Genomic DNA, 14938 nt, shown 5'->3' with positions numbered 1-14938 from the left:
GCAATAAACCCAAGGCGTTCGCGCCAGGACCATGCTCGCGACAAAAAGCCGTGGCGTGATGCAGCATCCCACACCAGCCGGCTTGCACTGGCCGCCGAAACCGTTCAACACTTGAACAATGAGCTCAGAGACGCCGTGTATCGCAGTCTGCATGATGGACCCCAGGACGAAGCTCTGCTTCGGCTGTGGCCGCACGCTCCCGGAGATCGCGCGCTGGCACAAGATGGACCGCGCGGAGCGGCTGTCGGTGATGGCGACGCTGCCGGCGCGCATGGCCGAGGCTGGGCTCGAGCGCATGGAGCCGCGTCCGAAGCGCGCGTGATCGGCGCTGCGGCGGGAGTTGCGCCGTGACCCGTATCCTCCTCGTCATCGTGCTGCTGATGGCAACCGCCGGCGCCGTTGTTGCCTATGGCGACCCCGAGCAGATCGCCCGCGCCAGGGAGAATCTGACCCAGATCTTCGGCCGCAGCATCACCGCCTCAGCCTCGACCTCCAGCTCCGCCCCCGCGGTGCAGATCGCGCGCGGCCAGGGCGGCGAGTTCGCGTTCCGCGCTAAGATCAACGGCGTCAGCGCCCCAATGGTGATCGACACCGGCGCGACTTCGGTCGTGCTGACCTGGGAAACCGCGAAAGCGATCGGGCTGCCGATCGATATGCTCGAATACAATGTCGACCTCGAGACTGCCGGCGGTCACACCAAGGCGGCGCGGCTGACGCTCGACCGGCTCGCGGTCGGCAAGCTGGTCGAGAAATCGGTGCCGGCGCTGGTGGTGCAGCGCGGGCAGATGAAGACCAACCTGCTCGGCATGAGCTTCCTCGACCGGCTCGAGAGCTGGGGCGTTCGCGCCGACACACTGAGCCTGACCGGCTACCCCGACGTCACCGGCAGCATCAGCACCTCGAGCCGCCACCGGCGCGCGCGCACGGCCGTCGACTAGCGCGACGGCGCCTACCCCACCGCTACCGATCGTCGTCGTGGATCGACGACGGGTGCCGGCACAGCGGCGTGACCTCGATCTCCATGAACGGAAACAGCGGCAGGCTGGACAGGATGTCGTGCAATTCCTGCGCGCCGGACACGTCGAAGATGCTGACATTGGCGTAGCGCCCCGCCACCCGCCACAGATGGCGCCAGGCCCCCGTACGCTGCAGTTCCATGGCGCGGACGCGTTCCGCAGCCTTCAGCGCGTCGACCTTCTCGACCGGGAGATCGTGCGGAATCCGCACATCCATTTCGACGTGGAACAGCATGACAAGTGAACCCTTCTACGACAAGATGGAACGGCGTAGAGCCGCCACGCAACTGTGGCGGCTCCATTGATCCGTCTAACAGATCGTCAGCCCTGCACCAAACCGCGGCTGACGAGGTTGATGTCGTCGGGGTTGACGAGGTCCTTCGCCGTCCAACCGGAGACGTCGTAGTCGCTCATGCAGTTGCGCACGAAATCCTGCATGGCGCCGAGGTCGCCGGTGGCGCTCGCGGCCATCAGCGTCTCGACGCGCAGATTCTCGTAATTGCCCGCATAGTTGCGCTCGTAGAGTTCATGCCGGCCGCCGAACTCGGAGCCGACCGCGTCCCAGAGCAGCTTCAGCAGCTTGATCCGGTCAATCGCGGCATAGCCGTTGGAGCCGCGCACAAAGCGGTCGAGATAGGGCCGGATCGCCTCGCTCTCCAGGTCGGCCGAACTCGACGGCAGATAGATCAGGCCGCTCGCGACATGACGTTCGATCAATTCCTTGATCCGCGGATAGGCCATCGGCGCGAACACGCGATAGGCCAGCCCGTAGTTCAGGTTCGGCAGGTTGTAGCCATCGGTTCCCTGCCAGGCGATCGGCGACTTCACCATCGCGTCGGCAATGCCGTGGAACAGATTGCGCCAGGCGATCACCTCGCCCACCGCCGTCTGCACGCCGCGGAAGTCCTTTGACCCGGTCGCCTCGACCGCCATCGAGAACAGGCCGGCGATGAAGTCGAGCTTGACGGCAAGCCGCGTCACGCCGTGCAGCGTAAACCGCGGGATGAAGCCCGAGGCCGGGAAGAACTGGTTGATCTTGTCGACGTCGCCATAGATGAAGACGTTCTCCCAAGGCACCAGCACCTTGTCGAACACGAGGATCGAGTCGTTCTCATCGAAGCGGCTGGACAGCGGATAGTCGAACGGCGAGCCGGTCGCCGCCGCCGTGAATTCGTAGGACGAGCGGGCAATCAGCTTGATGCCCTTGGCATCCATCGGCGCCGTGAAGATCAGCGCAAACGACTTGTCCTTGATCGGAATGCCGTAGTGGGCGATGAAATTGTAGTGCGTCAGCGCCGAGCCGGTCGCCACCACCTTCGCGCCCGACACGATCAGGCCGGCGTCGGTCTCCTTCTCGACATGCATGAAGACGTCGCGCACCTCCTCGATGGCGCGGTCGCGATCGATCGGTGGATTGACGATGGCATGATTCCAGAAGTCCAGACGCTCCTGGGTCCGGGCGTACCACTTTTTCGCATTGCCGGCGTAATCGCCATAGAAGCTTGAATTCGCCCCCAGCGTGCCGAGGAACGACGCCTTGTAGTCCGGCGAGCGGCCCATCCAGCCGAACGCAACCTTCTGCAATTCGGCGATCGCATCGCGGCCCTTGACGAGGTCGTCGGCCGTTTTCGAGCCGAGGAAGAACGGATGGGTCAGCTGTCCCGAGCCGGTGTCGGTCAGGACGCCGATCTGATCCTTCTTCTCATGGAAGCGGTCGTACCAGCGCGCCACCATCCGCGCCGAATTGCGAAAGGCGGGATGCTGGGTGACGTTCTTGACGCGCTCGCCGTAGATGTAGATTTCCCGGCCGTCCTGGATGCTGTCCAGGAATTCCGCACCGGTATAGACGCTGGTGGTTGACGCTGGCACGTCGGCCCGCAGGGCAGCTGCTGTAGTCATGGGTTTCTCCTCCGCTGGTGTCGTTGGACCGGCCGCGCTTCCCGCACCGGCCCTAAGACCATCTCGTCACGCTCTTGGACGGCGTGACATCGGAGGAAACGCTACGCGCTGACCCGGAGCGGGCGAAAGGTATCACACCATACCGCGCAGACCGGCCCGGCTCGGGCTATGACTCGATGGCACGGACCGGACGGCAAGGATCGTTCGGCCGGCGCAACGCCGCAGCTGATGCAGCACGGCAAGGGAGCGAACCATGGGCAAGGGTTTTGACAGCAGCGCTGTCGCTTTCCATCGCGATGGGGAATTGGCCCTCGACGCCTGTGTCGTGACCATCGGCGCATTTGACGGCGTCCACCGCGGCCATCAGGAACTGCTGCGGCAGACCATCGCGGCAGCGCGGCGCCGCGGCATTGCAGCCGTGGTCTACACCTTTGATCCGCCGCCCAAAGTGTATTTCGGCCAGGCCGAGCCGCTGATCTCGCTTCGCGAAAAGCTGGAGCGCATCGCAACATTCGCGCCTGACCACGTCGTCGTCGCCGATTTCAACCAGATCTACGTCCGGCGCACCGCGCTCGATTTCCTCGCCGAATTGCAGCTTCTGCGACCACGCGAAGTCATCGTCGGCGAGGATTTCCGCTTCGGGTCCTGCAAGGGCGGCACCGCGCTGCTGCTGCGGCAGCACTTCAACACGCGCATCCTGCCGCCGGTGCGCTGTGGCGATGGCGAGATCGTCTCCAGCAGCCGGATTCGCGCCTTGCGACGATCCGGCCTTGCCGCCGCCGCGGCGACGCTGGAAAACTGGCGAGATATCGTGACCGCGCCACCGGCCAACCGATCCGGTTTGGCCCAACTCGAGGTCGCAAGCCAATGACCGCCATCGATCCGCGAGAGTTGCGCAATGCCTGTGGCCAGTTCGGCACCGGCGTCACCATCATCACGACGCATTGCGAGGGCCGTGATCACGGCATGACGGCCAACGCCTTCATGTCGGTCTCGCTCGATCCGCCGCTGGTCGCAATCTCGATCGCGAAGAGCGCGAAGATGCTCTGCAACATCCAGAACACCGGCCGCTTTGCGGTCAGCATTCTCGCCGAGGGCATGGAGGATTTCGCCTGGCATTTCGCCGGCAAGCCAAGGCTCGATCTCTGCAACGTCTTCGAACGCCGCAACGACCTGCCTGTGATCGCCAACGCGGCGGCATACTTCGTGACCGATCTCGCCGATGAGATCGTCGCCGGAGACCACACGATCTTCCTCGGCCAGGTCCGCGAGATGTCGCTGGAGCCCAGCAAGAAGCCGCTGCTGTTCTTCCGCGGCCGCTTCGGCGGCCTTGCCGATCCGCACCCTGCGCCCGCAACGCTGGAGAATGCCGCTTACGAATTTGTCTGGTGAGACCAGCAACCGATATTCCCGAAAACGGGGATGCAAGTTTGAGCAAACTGCAAGAAAAGGAGGAACGACCATGCTGAACGTCAACAAGGACACCATCACCGACCACGTGATCGCCGCGCTCTCGAAGGACATTCCGGATCGCAACCGTCAGATCATGACAAGCCTGATCCGCCACATGCACGACTTCTGCAAGGAGGTCGACCTGACTTTCGCCGAGTGGTTCGCCGCATGCGAATTCCTGCGCCGCGCGGGCGACATCTCGGACGAGAAGCGCAACGAGTTCATCCTGATCGCCGACATCCTCGGCGTCGAGGTGCTGGTCGACATGCTCGATCACCGGGTCACCGACGGCGAGAGCGAATCCACCGTGCTCGGACCGTTCTACCGGGAAAACCCGCCGGTGCTACCCAAGGGCGCCTCCATCATCAAGAAGACGTTCGACAACGCGCAGACCGTCAAGGTCTCAGGGCGCATCAGCGACACCGCGGGGCGGCCGATCGAGGGCGTCACGATCGACGTCTGGGAAGACGCGCCGAACGGCCTCTACGACCTGCAGGATCCGGAACAGCCGGCCTACAATCTGCGCGGACGCTTCACGACCGACGCCAACGGCGAATATGCCTTCGTGGCGCTCCGCCCCGAGCCCTACCCGATCCCCTATGACGGCGCCGGCGGCGAGCTGTTGAAATATATGGGCCACCATCCCTGGCGTCCGGGCCACATCCATTTCATGCTTGCGAAGGACGGATATCAATCGCTGATCTCGCAGATCTACGATTCCGAGACCAAGTATCTCGACAACGACTCGGTGTTCGCCGTGAAGCAGAGCCTGATCGGCAAGTTCGCCAAGGCCCCCGCCGGCGCCGACACCGATCTGGTTCTCAACTTCGACTTCAAGCTCAAGAAAGCGGCCGTCGAACGGCTCGTCGCGGCCGAGTAGTACCCGTTACGTCCTGCCAGGCCCATCAGCCTGGCAGGGCCCATTCTGAACTGACCTGCGAGGACATATGAGTCGTGCCGTGATCGAAATCGCCGAACCCGTGGAGCGAGTGCAGGCTCACGCAAAGGACACTGCGATCCGCAGTATCCGCGCCACCATCGTAGAGGCGCCGACCCGCCGCCGGCACAAGCTCTCGAACACCGAGGTCACCCATCAGGGCTACGTGCTGGTGCGCGTGCTGCTCGACAACGGCGTGACGGGCATCGGCGAAGCCTCGACGCTCGGCGGGCCGCGCTGGGCCGAGGAGAGCGTGGAGTCGATCAAGGCCGCGGTCACGAATTATCTGGCGCCGGCGCTGCTCGGACAGCCTGCCCTCGCCTTCGAAGCCAATGCCTTGCACATGAGCAAGGCCGCCACCCGCAATTTCGCCGCCAAGGGCGCCATCGAGTCCGCCCTGCTCGACGCCGCCGGCAAGACGCTCAGCCTGCCCGCCAGCGCGCTGCTCGGCGGCGCGGTGCGCGAACGCATGGAGGTGATCTGGGCGCTGGCGTCGGGCGACAGCGGCCAGGAGGTCGAGGAAGCCAGGGAGAAGCTGCGGCGCCGCGAACACCGCCAGTTCAAGATCAAGTTCGGCTTCAACCGGCCGCAGGTCGATCTGAAACGGCTGCAAGCGCTGCGCGCCGGGCTCGGCGACGAGGTGCGCCTGATCGTCGATGTCAACCAGGGCTGGACCGAGGCCGAATGCATCCGCTTCATGCCGGCGCTGGAGGAGCTGGATGTGGCCCTGATCGAACAACCGGTGTCGGCGCTGCAACTGGAAGCGATGGCGCGTGTCGCGGCCCGCACCTCGATTCCGCTGCTGGTGGACGAAGCGGCTTTCACCAAGGAGGAAATCGCGCGCGCGGGCGCGATGGGCTGCGGCAGCGTCTACTCGCTGAAGCTCGTGAAGAGCGGGGGCCTGTTCGAGATGAAGCGCGCCGCTGCGGTCGCGGCCGCCCACGGGCTCGAACTCTATGGCGGCTGCCTGCTGGAGAGCAGCATCGGCGCGGCGGCGCATCTCGCCGCCTTCGCCACCCTGCCGAGGCTCGAATGGGGCACCGAGCATTTCGGTCCGCGAATCCTCGTGGAGGATCTGGTCGTCAACCCGATCAGGTTCGACGAGTTCGAGATCTGCGCTCCTGATGGCCCCGGTCTCGGCGTAGAGGTCGACGAGGACAAGATCCGCGCCTTCGCCCGGAAGGACTAGCCGGATGGCGTCGTTCCCGCGGACAATTGACAATCCACGGACCCACGCCCAGTCTTCGCGTCGGAACCATCGTCTCGATCGTGCGCACATGACCACGCGATATCGAACCCGGCAGGATTTTTCCGCAGCTTCCCCGGAAGCGCGCGAGCAGACGTTCGGCTAGCCGTGACCGATCGCGACGATGTCATGGATCTCAGGCGATTGGTCTATTTCGTCGCCGTCGCCGAGGAATTGCATTTCGGCCGCGCCGCATCGCGGCTTGCGATCGCGCAGCCGCCGCTCAGCCGGCAGATTGCGCAACTCGAGAGCGATCTCGGCGTCATGCTGATCGACCGGAGCCGCAGCCAGATCCGGCTGACCCAGGCTGGCAGCGTTCTGTTGGAACGTGCGCGCGACGTGCTGGAGCGGCTCGACCGGACGCACCGCGAGATCAAGCGGATCGGCGAAGGCTTTTCCGGGCACCTGCGCGTCGCCTTCGTCGGCTCGGCGACCTATGGCGTGCTGCCGAGCGTGATCCAGGCGTTTCGTTCGGCCTATCCTGACGTCGAGCTCGCGCTGTCGGCGATGAACAACGCCGAGCAGAAGCGCGCGGTGATCCAGCGCGAGATCGATATCGCCATCGCCCGCCCCTCGCTCGACGACGAGGAGCTGAAGTCGGAGCCGCTGCTGCAGGAGCCGCTGATCCTCGCGCTCTCCGACACTTCGCCCTTGCTCGATCAAAGGGTCCCGCGGCTGGCGGCGCTGAAGGCCGAGACGTTCGTCCTCTACCCGCGCAAGCCGCGCCCGAGCTTCGCCGACCACATCCTCAACATCTGCCTCGAAGAAGGCTTCATTCCGAAATCGCAGGTGCTGGCCCAAGACTACCAGACCGCGATCAGCCTGGTGTCGGTCGGCGTCGGCATCGCGCTGGTGCCGAAATCGGTCTCGGAGGCGGAGCGGCCCGGCGTCGCCTACCGCGCCTATGAAGGACACAATCCAGGCACTGCCCTGTCGCTGAACTACCGGCGCGACAACCGGATGTCGCATCTGTTCAATTTCCTGAAGGTCGCACAGGACGTCACGCGGCGTCAGCGCAAGCCGTAACGAGCGCCCTCAGGCCGCGACCGCCGCCGGCGCGCGATCGTCAACGCGTGCGATCGCCTCGCGCAGCACGTCGATGTCAGCCCCCGGCCGAACGCCGTTCTCCGCGAGGTGCCTGCGGAACGCACGCGCACCGGGGACGCCATGGAAGGCACCGACGAAATGCCGCGTGATCGAATGCAGCCGCGTGCCCTCGGCAAGCTGCCGCTCGATATAGGGCAGCATCGCCGCGAACACGTCCTTCATCGTCGCGTGCGGCGCAGTCTCGCCGAACAGCTCGGAATCGACGGTGAGCAGCCGCCACGGCTCCTGATAGGCCGCCCGCCCCAGCATCACGCCATCGACGTGCGCCAGATGCTGCTCTGCCTCCGCAAGGCTGGTGATGCCGCCGTTGATGATGATGGGCACATCCGGCAACGCCGCCTTGAGGCGATAGACCCGACCGTAGTCGAGCGGCGGGATGTCGCGGTTCTCTTTCGGCGACAGTCCGTTGAGCCAGGCCTTGCGCGCGTGCACGACGAGCACGTCCGCGCCCGCCGCAACCACCCCGCGGGCCAGCGTATCGAGCGCGACTTCCGGATCCTGGTCGTCGATGCCGATCCGGCATTTCACCGTGACGGGAATCCGCACCGCGCGCTTCATCGCCGCAACGCCTTCGGCGACCAGCGCGGGCTCGGCCATCAGGCAGGCACCGAAGCGGCCATCCTTCACCCGATCGGAGGGACAGCCGACATTGAGGTTGATCTCGTCGTAACCGAACTGCTCGCCGATCTCTGCAGCGGTCGCCAGATCGCGCGGATTGGAACCGCCGAGCTGCAGCGCCACCGGATGCTCGCTGGCGTCGAAGCCGAGCAGCCGCGCCCGGTCGCCATGGATGATGGCGCCGGTCGTCAGCATCTCAGTATAAAGCCGCGCACGCCGCGACATCAGCCGATGGAAGACCCGGCAATGCCGGTCGGTCCAGTCCATCATGGGTGCCACAGAAAAGCGATAGTCTTGCGATTCCAATGATTTACCTTAAGTTCTCAATGGGATGTAACAAGAACGAGTACCCGCCAAACTTGCCGAATTTGCACACGTTTGTACCCGTTTTGACCTCTCGACGCACACGTATCGCACACCGTTTGGGAAAAGCACACGACCATGGCCACCTTTACTCAGTTGCCGTCGGGAAACTGGCGGGTCCAAGTTCGCCGCAACAACCGTTATGTGGCAGAGACCTTTCGCCGCCGCAAGGACGGCGAGGAATGGGCGCTCGACGTGGAGCGCAATATTGATCGTAGCGGGTCACCCAAACCGCGCGCTGCCGTAAAAGCGAAGACCTTCGGCGACATCATTGATCTGCACATTTAAGGCATGCGCGACGTCGGCCGCCCACCACGCCGATCCAAAGCGGCGGTACTGAAGGCGCTCAAGGAGGAGCTCGGATGCACCAAGATACCTCTCGGCTGGACCGTTGAATATGGCCGCAAGCGAGCGAAGGAAGGCGCCAGGCCGGCGACCCTCGCAATCGATATGGCTTTCATCAGGACACTCGCGACGCACGCCGCGGCCGTCCACGGAATTGAGGTTTCTGCCGAGGAGGTTCGCCCTCGCGCGCTTCGCGTTGAAGCATTTGGGTCTCGTCGGAAAAATCAGACGAGCGAGACCGGCGGCCAACGCAGGATGAGCTCGACGAGCTCATTGAATACTTCGAGACGAATCCACGACAGGTCATTCCCATGGGCCGCATCGTTCGCTACTCCGATCAGCGTCGCCAACGCCACGCCCTTGAGCAGTTGCCAGGTATGGAAGTCCACCTCATCCTCGAGCCCGGCATAGCCTTGCAACATCCGTGGCCGGAAGGTTCTCGATCACGATCGAATTGCCGTTCGGCAAGATCAGTCGCGTCCAGACGACCAGTGCCCGCTTCTGCCCAAACGCGCGAGCGGATCGGCGACAACCTCATGCACAATTCCGATTTCGTGCGCGCGCAGTCCCGTCACTGTCAGGCCACAGAGGATCATCTCGAGCGCCTTGGCCTCTCCAACGATCCTGGGCAAACGCTGTGTACCGCCACCACCCGGAAAGATGCCGATGCGCGTTTCCGGAAGTCCGATCGCCGCGACACTGCTCCCGGCGATGCGCAGGTCGCAGGCCAGCGAAAGCTCGAAGCCTCCTCCCATGCACAGGCCGTTGATAGCCGCAATGACCGGCTTGTCGACCGCTGCAATCGCATCTGTCAGCGCGTGGAAACCAGGTGGTCGAGGACCAGGCGACGGCGGGGCGCGAGGCGCTCCGCGCTCAATCGCATCTGCAGCCTCAGAGAGTTCCCCAACGTCGTAGTGACGGATGAAGATGCCGGGTAGGCCCCCTGTAATGACAATGACCCGCACCGATGGGGCCATCCCTGCAGCGGCGACCGCATCGAACATCTCGGCCGCCCCGGCGGCCGTCATGGTGCCGAATGGGGCGTTAGCGAAGGTGATGACACGGACCGCGTCGCGATCCTGGGTGGAAACAAGAGGCATGGCCTACCCTCACCGCAACCGCTCGCCGAAGAATCACGCGTTGGCGGTGCCCGCCTCAGAATGCGCCCGGGTCCCACACCGATCAATCCTGCGCGCGCTAATATTGCCATTGCAGCCGAGCGCTTCATTCCTAAAATCCCGCCTCCCCGGCATGCGTTTCGGACGGGCCTGTACAGCGGAGTAGACGTTATGCCCAAACCGGAAAGCTTCCCAATCGAGAAGATCTACGTTCCCGTGAAAAGAAGGAAGGCAATCAAACCCCAAGTCGTCGAGGAGATCGCTGGAAGCATTCTGGAAATCGGACAACAAACCCCCATCCTCGTCCGGCCCGACGAAGACCGCTTCGTTCTGGTCGAGGGACTACATCGGCTCGAAGCTTGCAAGGCGCTTGGAGAGACGACGATTGTGGGAATCATGGTCTCTGCGGAGGATGCTCAGCAACGGACGCTCTTGTCCGAGGGACCCGAAGCAGATGCAGAACGCGACAAGATGGCGCGGTTGAAAAAGCTGCGTCTCGAGAAGGAAGCTGCAGAAAGTTCGATTACTGCTTTGAACAAGACGGATAAGGAGCGAGCCCGCGCGGCAAGGGGCGCGGGCGAGAACTCGAGAACATCGCCAAGCCGGGCCTCAGGACCGACGCCGAAAAAGACGTTGTCGGAGTGGATCGCGCAGCAAAAGCGCGACGGCGGCCGTTATTGATCGACCGCTTTCGATTCTGCATCCGCCGTCAGCGGAATCTTCATGACGATTGCCGTGGCCTGGACTAGGAAGTATTCACCTCCTCAGCGAAGACTCATGAGATCAATCGCAGCAAGGGCATAGATCTTCGCGCAATCGACAACGTCCTGCTCGTTGGCATAGTCGTCAACGCCAGCTGACAACGTCGGCTGTGGTCCGAAACATGCGGCCGGGACACCCTTGTTCCGCCAGTGACGGGCATCGCTGCCTGGAAGCCGCACGACCAGCTGAGGTGTCTTTCCTCGCACATTGGCAATCACATGAATCAGGCTCTTTGCATACGGGCTATCGGCCGCCTCCCAATTCGCATCCCACTCCTTCGGATACGATAGACGGATTCCCGGAACGGTGCTGGCGATCTTCTGCAGGCGGTGCTTGACGCTTGCAGCAGTGATGCCCGGTGGAAGTCTGAAATCAAACCGGGCAAGTGCGGACGGTGAGACCAGGCTACGCACTTCGCCAGCCTGGATTACGCCGGCGTTGGCCGACAAGCGAAGCCCCAGATTTCCCTCTCCGCCGGTCACGCCTTTGAGTTCCTCGGGCAAGGTCGCGAAGACGTCGTTGAAGGTATCGACCTGCGCCATGAAGTTGGCGAGCTTGCCGACGGCGCTTTCGCCGCGCAGCGCGCGGGACGAATGCCCTCCCGGTCCGGTTGCCTCAACATCCACCCAGAGAAGGCCTTTCTCCGCGACAGCGAAATCCATAAAACCGGGACCTTCTGCGCTGATCATAAAGTCGCCGGCAAGATCCGGCCGAACCGCAAGGAGATGCTCGGTGCCGCGTCCGCCGAACATGACCTCGTCGCAAACGGCCGTGAAGCTCAAGCTCCCCGGAAGCTGATCACGATGCCGCGCAAGCACGGTCGTCGCGAGGGCCATCGCGGCGAGACCGCCCTTCAGGTTGCCCATGCCAAGGCCGTAAAGACGACCGTCCTTGCGCGTTAACTCGAGACGCGGCACGCTCCACGCTGACTCGTCGCCCGGCTGCATCGTGTCCATGTGGGCGTTGAAGACCACATGCTTTCCTTCCGCCGAGCCGCTCAGCGTCAGGTGAACGTTCGCGGCGTCGTCGACAACAGCGATCCGCTCGCTTGCCAAGCCCCTCCCCCGGAGAAACGCCTGCAATTCGTCCGCTACTTCCGTCGTCCGCCCCGGCGGATTCATGCTCGGAGCCGCGACCAACCGACGGCACAGATCGACGAGAGCCTCGCGATCTTCGTCGATCTCACGCAAAATAAGCTCGTTCCAGCCAGACGACGTCATTGCACTAATTCCTTCCTGGTCGACCAGCCAGCCACGACGCGCTCGGGCGCCTTCCCGACGATTCGCTCGTAGACGGCGGGATCGGTTGCACCTTCCGTGCCGATGACCAGCACCACGCTCTCTTCCGTCAGCTTGATGGCATGTCGGGCGTCGGCATCGCCCGCCGCCAGAAGTGCTGCAGCCAAACCCGCGACGGCGGACTCACCGGCGACGATCGGATGATCGCCGTACCGACCGTCCGCAAGCAGGCGCATCGTTTCCGCCGCGGATGCGTCGGTGATCGAGAAGAAGCCGTCGGCGCCCGCATCGAGGATCGACCAGGCCAGAAGGGAGACCTCGCCGCAGGCAAGACCCGCCATGATCGTGTCCAGCGAGCCGTGGTCGGCAGTCGGCCGCCCCGCCGCCGCGCTAAGGTAGAGGCATCGTGCCGTCTCGGGCTCGGCCACGTAGAACAAGGGCGACTTCTCGTCGAAACGCTCCCAAAGATAGGAGCAGACGGCTGCAGCGAGGCCGCCAACGCCGCCCTGCACGAAGACGTGGGTCGGAAAAGCACCGCGCGGCATTTGCTCGACGGCTTCCTCCACCATCACTCCGTACCCTTGCATGACGTAGCGGGGAATGTCGGTATATCCCTCGTAAGACGTATCGGAGATCACCTGCCAGCCGTTTCGCGCTGCCGTGTCTGCAGCCTCGCGAACGGCGTCGTCATAATTTCCGTCGACCACGCGTACTTCAGCGCCGTAGGCGGCGATCGCATCGCGGCGGCCCTGGCTCACCGTGGCGTGCACGAAGATCACGCACCGGCACCCGAAAGTGCGGGCGCCCCATGCCACGGACCGGCCGTGATTTCCGTCCGTCGCACAGGTCACCGTCATGCCGGTCGTGACGTCTTTCAGCGATCCGGACCCAAGCTCTTTCGTGCTCGGGCGCTCGCCGGTGAGCGCCTCTACTTCGCGCTGCAGGAAGGAGGCCACCGCGTAGGCTCCGCCCAAGGCCTTGAAGCTGCCGAGGTCAAAGCGAGCGCCCTCATCCTTATAGAGGATCGTGCGAACGCCCGCGGCGCTCGCCAGCCCGTCCAGACGCCGCAACTCGGTGGGACGATAGCCGGGCCAGGTGGTGATCTCCTTCCGCGCCTGATCGAGGGCTGCGAGGCTGAGGATATCGCCGCGCCCGTTGTCGCCGTACTTTTCCTGACGAACGGAGTTCGGGTTGGGTTGGAGGGAGAAGTTTTCGCTGAGGATTTTGAACATTTGGTCTCTCAATAACCTAGTGCGACGCCGTCACGACGGGAATCTGCCCCGCCTCTTAGGAGCCCACGTTTCCGGTCGATCCAGATCGCCTGGGCAGTTCCAAGTGGATTGGGCGCCGGCGTCGGGCGGTGCCCGAGAGCGCGGAGACCTTCGACAACATGCGCCGGAACGGTTCCTTCGACGTCCAGCACGTCACCGCGAGCAAAGATGCGCGGTTGGTCGATGGCTTCCTGCACGGACATCTTGTAGTCGAGCAGGTTCGACAGGATCTGGATCTGCCCAATCGGCTGAAAGTGACCACCAGTCACGCCGAAGGAAAGCACGCACTCGCCGTCGCGGGTGAGCATGGCCGGCAGGATGGTATGCATCGGACGCCTGCCGCCCGCGAGCGTATTCGGATGGTCGGGTTCGAGCACAAAGCCGAAGCCGCGATTGTGCAAGAGAACCCCGCACTCGGGGGCGACGATGCCGCTGCCGAAATCGTCGAAGATGGAGTTGATGAACGAGACCGCGGTACGATCCTTGTCGACGACGGACAGAAACACCGTGTCCTTGTGTTCTGGCATCGCGACCGGAACGACGTCGACCAGCCGCGAGTTCTGCGATATCCGGCCGCTGAGGATGTCGGCACGGGCCGAGCTCTTCATACGCTCGACAGGTACTGGTGCGGCATCGGGATCGCCGACGAAGGCGTCCCGCTCCGCATAGCCGATGCGGGCAATTTCGGACAGCAGATGATAGCGTTCGACCGATACCGGGGCGAAGTCTGCGACAATATATCGGTCGAGCAGGTTTGCCATGGCAAGGACAGCGACGCCCGAGCCGTTAGGCGGGCATTCCCATAATTCGTAGCCACGATAGGATGTCGATATCGGCGTCTCGTATCGGGGCCTGAACGCGGCAAAATCTTCGAGCGTGTGAAAACCACCCAGCGAACGAAGCGTCTTCACGATGCTTTCTGCGATCCACCCTTCGTAGAATACGTCCGCTCCCTTTGCGGCGACCTCCTTGAGGGCGCAAGCGAGCGCCGGCTGCATGTGCAGCTGGCCGGGCTTCGGCGCTTCCCCGGCGGGAAGAAAGACCGAGGTCGTCGCGGCGAGACGCGACAGCTTCGGCACCTGCCTGCTCCAGTCCCGGGACAGTCGCTCGGTGACCGGATAACCGTTTTCCGCAGCCGCGATGGCCGGTGCAAGAAGACGCGCCAAATCGAACGTTCCGTGGTCCTCCGTGAGCCGCGCCCAGGAGCGTACAGCGCCCGGAACAGTAACCGTGTGGACGCTTTCGGGATCGAGCGTTCTGATTCCGGCTTTCGCGAGACTGCCGATGCTTACCGCAGCCGGTGCAGCTCCGGACCCGTTAAGGGCGATGACCGGCTGCCCTTCCCGTTTCAACAAGACGAAGCAATCCCCGCCGACACCTGTTTGGGTCGGCTCGACGACGGCAAGCATCGCTCCCGCCGCTACGGCTGCATCTACGGCGTTGCCGCCATCGCGTAGCACATCGATCGCGGCCAATGTGGCGAGCGGGTGCGTAGTAGCGGCCATGCCGTTCCCGCCGAAGGCTTCCGACCGCCCCGGTGACTCGAAGTTTCTCATGCCTTACCCC

Annotated in this window: 18 protein-coding genes; 9 read left to right on the top strand and 9 right to left on the bottom strand. The window is 63.8% G+C overall.

The window, feature by feature from the left end:
- The first annotated feature begins 118 nt into the window (after positions 1 to 118).
- Positions 119 to 322 (top strand): DUF1289 domain-containing protein, encoded by a 204-nt coding sequence (locus QA639_RS18080; protein WP_028334232.1) that lies wholly within the window; start codon positions 119 to 121, stop codon positions 320 to 322.
- 25 nt (positions 323 to 347) lie between these two features.
- Positions 348 to 938: a TIGR02281 family clan AA aspartic protease gene (locus QA639_RS18075; protein WP_028334231.1), complete on the top strand. Its 591-nt coding sequence runs from the start codon at positions 348 to 350 to the stop codon at positions 936 to 938.
- 22 nt (positions 939 to 960) lie between these two features.
- Here QA639_RS18075 and catC read toward each other — a convergent pair whose 3' ends face one another.
- Together catC and QA639_RS18065 are read right to left on the bottom strand one after the other, a co-directional pair.
- On the bottom strand, positions 961 to 1251 hold the full coding sequence (gene catC, locus QA639_RS18070; RefSeq protein ID WP_028334230.1) for a muconolactone Delta-isomerase: 291 nt from the start codon (positions 1249 to 1251) through the stop codon (positions 961 to 963).
- Positions 1252 to 1337: 86 nt separating this feature from the next.
- Positions 1338 to 2915 (bottom strand): 4-hydroxyphenylacetate 3-hydroxylase N-terminal domain-containing protein, encoded by a 1578-nt coding sequence (locus QA639_RS18065; RefSeq protein WP_028334229.1) that lies wholly within the window; start codon positions 2913 to 2915, stop codon positions 1338 to 1340.
- Between the two features lie 253 nt (positions 2916 to 3168).
- Between QA639_RS18065 and QA639_RS18060 the strand changes: the two genes are divergently transcribed.
- The 5 genes from QA639_RS18060 to QA639_RS18040 all read left to right on the top strand — a co-directional run bounded on the left by QA639_RS18060 (position 3169) and on the right by QA639_RS18040 (position 7576).
- Positions 3169 to 3786 (top strand): FAD synthetase, encoded by a 618-nt coding sequence (locus tag QA639_RS18060; RefSeq protein WP_244978413.1) that lies wholly within the window; start codon positions 3169 to 3171, stop codon positions 3784 to 3786.
- Entirely contained in the window at positions 3783 to 4307 is a 525-nt protein-coding gene (locus QA639_RS18055) for a flavin reductase family protein (protein ID WP_157341415.1), read from the top strand. Before QA639_RS18060 ends, QA639_RS18055 begins: the two co-directional genes overlap by 4 nt.
- 70 nt (positions 4308 to 4377) lie before the next feature.
- Positions 4378 to 5247 carry an intradiol ring-cleavage dioxygenase gene (locus QA639_RS18050; protein WP_050386283.1) on the top strand — a complete coding sequence of 290 codons (870 nt, stop codon included), beginning with the start codon at positions 4378 to 4380 and terminating at the stop codon, positions 5245 to 5247.
- Between the two features lie 109 nt (positions 5248 to 5356).
- Positions 5357 to 6493 (top strand): muconate/chloromuconate family cycloisomerase, encoded by a 1137-nt coding sequence (locus QA639_RS18045; protein WP_283090381.1) that lies wholly within the window; start codon positions 5357 to 5359, stop codon positions 6491 to 6493.
- 165 nt (positions 6494 to 6658) lie between these two features.
- Positions 6659 to 7576, top strand: coding sequence for a LysR family transcriptional regulator (locus QA639_RS18040; RefSeq protein ID WP_244482431.1), 918 nt, complete (start codon positions 6659 to 6661; stop codon positions 7574 to 7576).
- A 9-nt stretch (positions 7577 to 7585) separates the two neighbouring features.
- Here the strand turns inward: QA639_RS18040 and dusA are convergent, their stop codons facing one another.
- Positions 7586 to 8545 carry a tRNA dihydrouridine(20/20a) synthase DusA gene (gene dusA / locus QA639_RS18035; RefSeq protein WP_157341419.1) on the bottom strand — a complete coding sequence of 320 codons (960 nt, stop codon included), beginning with the start codon at positions 8543 to 8545 and terminating at the stop codon, positions 7586 to 7588.
- A gap of 171 nt (positions 8546 to 8716) precedes the next feature.
- Here dusA and QA639_RS18030 point away from each other — a divergent pair, with 171 nt between their 5' ends.
- The gene (locus tag QA639_RS18030) at positions 8717 to 8926 is read left to right on the top strand and encodes a hypothetical protein (protein ID WP_283090380.1); all 210 of its coding nucleotides are present in this window, start codon (positions 8717 to 8719) and stop codon (positions 8924 to 8926) included.
- Between the two features lie 281 nt (positions 8927 to 9207).
- Here the strand turns inward: QA639_RS18030 and QA639_RS41930 are convergent, their stop codons facing one another.
- The 3 genes from QA639_RS41930 to QA639_RS18020 are packed head-to-tail and all read right to left on the bottom strand — an operon-like array spanning position 9208 to position 10083.
- Positions 9208 to 9405: a hypothetical protein gene (locus tag QA639_RS41930; RefSeq protein ID WP_428841165.1), complete on the bottom strand. Its 198-nt coding sequence runs from the start codon at positions 9403 to 9405 to the stop codon at positions 9208 to 9210.
- Positions 9374 to 9475, bottom strand: a complete 102-nt coding sequence (locus QA639_RS41925; protein ID WP_487247046.1) for a hypothetical protein — start codon at positions 9473 to 9475, stop codon at positions 9374 to 9376. The genes QA639_RS41930 and QA639_RS41925 overlap by 32 nt, the downstream gene beginning before the upstream one ends.
- Positions 9454 to 10083: an enoyl-CoA hydratase/isomerase family protein gene (locus tag QA639_RS18020; protein ID WP_051376150.1), complete on the bottom strand. Its 630-nt coding sequence runs from the start codon at positions 10081 to 10083 to the stop codon at positions 9454 to 9456. The genes QA639_RS41925 and QA639_RS18020 overlap by 22 nt, the downstream gene beginning before the upstream one ends.
- Before the next feature lie 189 nt (positions 10084 to 10272).
- Here QA639_RS18020 and QA639_RS18015 point away from each other — a divergent pair, with 189 nt between their 5' ends.
- Positions 10273 to 10782: a ParB N-terminal domain-containing protein gene (locus tag QA639_RS18015; RefSeq protein ID WP_028334220.1), complete on the top strand. Its 510-nt coding sequence runs from the start codon at positions 10273 to 10275 to the stop codon at positions 10780 to 10782.
- An 83-nt stretch (positions 10783 to 10865) separates the two neighbouring features.
- On the opposite strand, the gene QA639_RS18010 is transcribed toward QA639_RS18015, so the two are convergent.
- The 3 genes from QA639_RS18010 to ggt are packed head-to-tail and all read right to left on the bottom strand — an operon-like array spanning position 10866 to position 14928.
- Positions 10866 to 12083, bottom strand: coding sequence for a M20 family metallopeptidase (locus QA639_RS18010; RefSeq protein ID WP_283090379.1), 1218 nt, complete (start codon positions 12081 to 12083; stop codon positions 10866 to 10868).
- A complete protein-coding gene (locus tag QA639_RS18005; RefSeq protein ID WP_283090378.1) occupies positions 12080 to 13333 on the bottom strand; it encodes a diaminopropionate ammonia-lyase in 1254 nt (417 codons plus the stop codon). Before QA639_RS18005 ends, QA639_RS18010 begins: the two co-directional genes overlap by 4 nt.
- Positions 13334 to 13341: 8 nt before the next feature.
- Positions 13342 to 14928 carry a gamma-glutamyltransferase gene (ggt, locus tag QA639_RS18000; protein WP_283090377.1) on the bottom strand — a complete coding sequence of 529 codons (1587 nt, stop codon included), beginning with the start codon at positions 14926 to 14928 and terminating at the stop codon, positions 13342 to 13344.
- Positions 14929 to 14938: the final 10 nt, after the last annotated feature.

The organism is Bradyrhizobium pachyrhizi, from assembly GCF_029714545.1.
Lineage (GTDB): Bacteria > Pseudomonadota > Alphaproteobacteria > Rhizobiales > Xanthobacteraceae > Bradyrhizobium > Bradyrhizobium pachyrhizi.
Note: the sequence above shows the minus strand (reverse complement) of the source record. Positions and strands in the feature narration are given on the sequence as shown.

Excerpts from the sequence above, each read along its gene's own strand:
- catC (WP_028334230.1), bottom strand. The coding sequence starts at position 1,251 with ATGCTGTTCCACGTCGAAATGGATGTGCGGATTCCGCACGATCTCCCG.
- dusA (WP_157341419.1), bottom strand. The coding sequence starts at position 8,545 with ATGATGGACTGGACCGACCGGCATTGCCGGGTCTTCCATCGGCTGATG.
- QA639_RS18060 (WP_244978413.1), top strand. The coding sequence starts at position 3,169 with ATGGGCAAGGGTTTTGACAGCAGCGCTGTCGCTTTCCATCGCGATGGG.
- QA639_RS18050 (WP_050386283.1), top strand. The coding sequence starts at position 4,378 with ATGCTGAACGTCAACAAGGACACCATCACCGACCACGTGATCGCCGCG.
- QA639_RS18065 (WP_028334229.1), bottom strand. The coding sequence starts at position 2,915 with ATGACTACAGCAGCTGCCCTGCGGGCCGACGTGCCAGCGTCAACCACC.
- QA639_RS18030 (WP_283090380.1), top strand. The coding sequence starts at position 8,717 with ATGGCCACCTTTACTCAGTTGCCGTCGGGAAACTGGCGGGTCCAAGTT.
- QA639_RS18015 (WP_028334220.1), top strand. The coding sequence starts at position 10,273 with ATGCCCAAACCGGAAAGCTTCCCAATCGAGAAGATCTACGTTCCCGTG.
- QA639_RS18010 (WP_283090379.1), bottom strand. The coding sequence starts at position 12,083 with ATGACGTCGTCTGGCTGGAACGAGCTTATTTTGCGTGAGATCGACGAA.
- ggt (WP_283090377.1), bottom strand. The coding sequence starts at position 14,928 with ATGAGAAACTTCGAGTCACCGGGGCGGTCGGAAGCCTTCGGCGGGAAC.
- QA639_RS41930 (WP_428841165.1), bottom strand. The coding sequence starts at position 9,405 with ATGTTGCAAGGCTATGCCGGGCTCGAGGATGAGGTGGACTTCCATACC.
- QA639_RS18080 (WP_028334232.1), top strand. The coding sequence starts at position 119 with ATGAGCTCAGAGACGCCGTGTATCGCAGTCTGCATGATGGACCCCAGG.
- QA639_RS18055 (WP_157341415.1), top strand. The coding sequence starts at position 3,783 with ATGACCGCCATCGATCCGCGAGAGTTGCGCAATGCCTGTGGCCAGTTC.
- QA639_RS18020 (WP_051376150.1), bottom strand. The coding sequence starts at position 10,083 with ATGCCTCTTGTTTCCACCCAGGATCGCGACGCGGTCCGTGTCATCACC.
- QA639_RS18005 (WP_283090378.1), bottom strand. The coding sequence starts at position 13,333 with ATGTTCAAAATCCTCAGCGAAAACTTCTCCCTCCAACCCAACCCGAAC.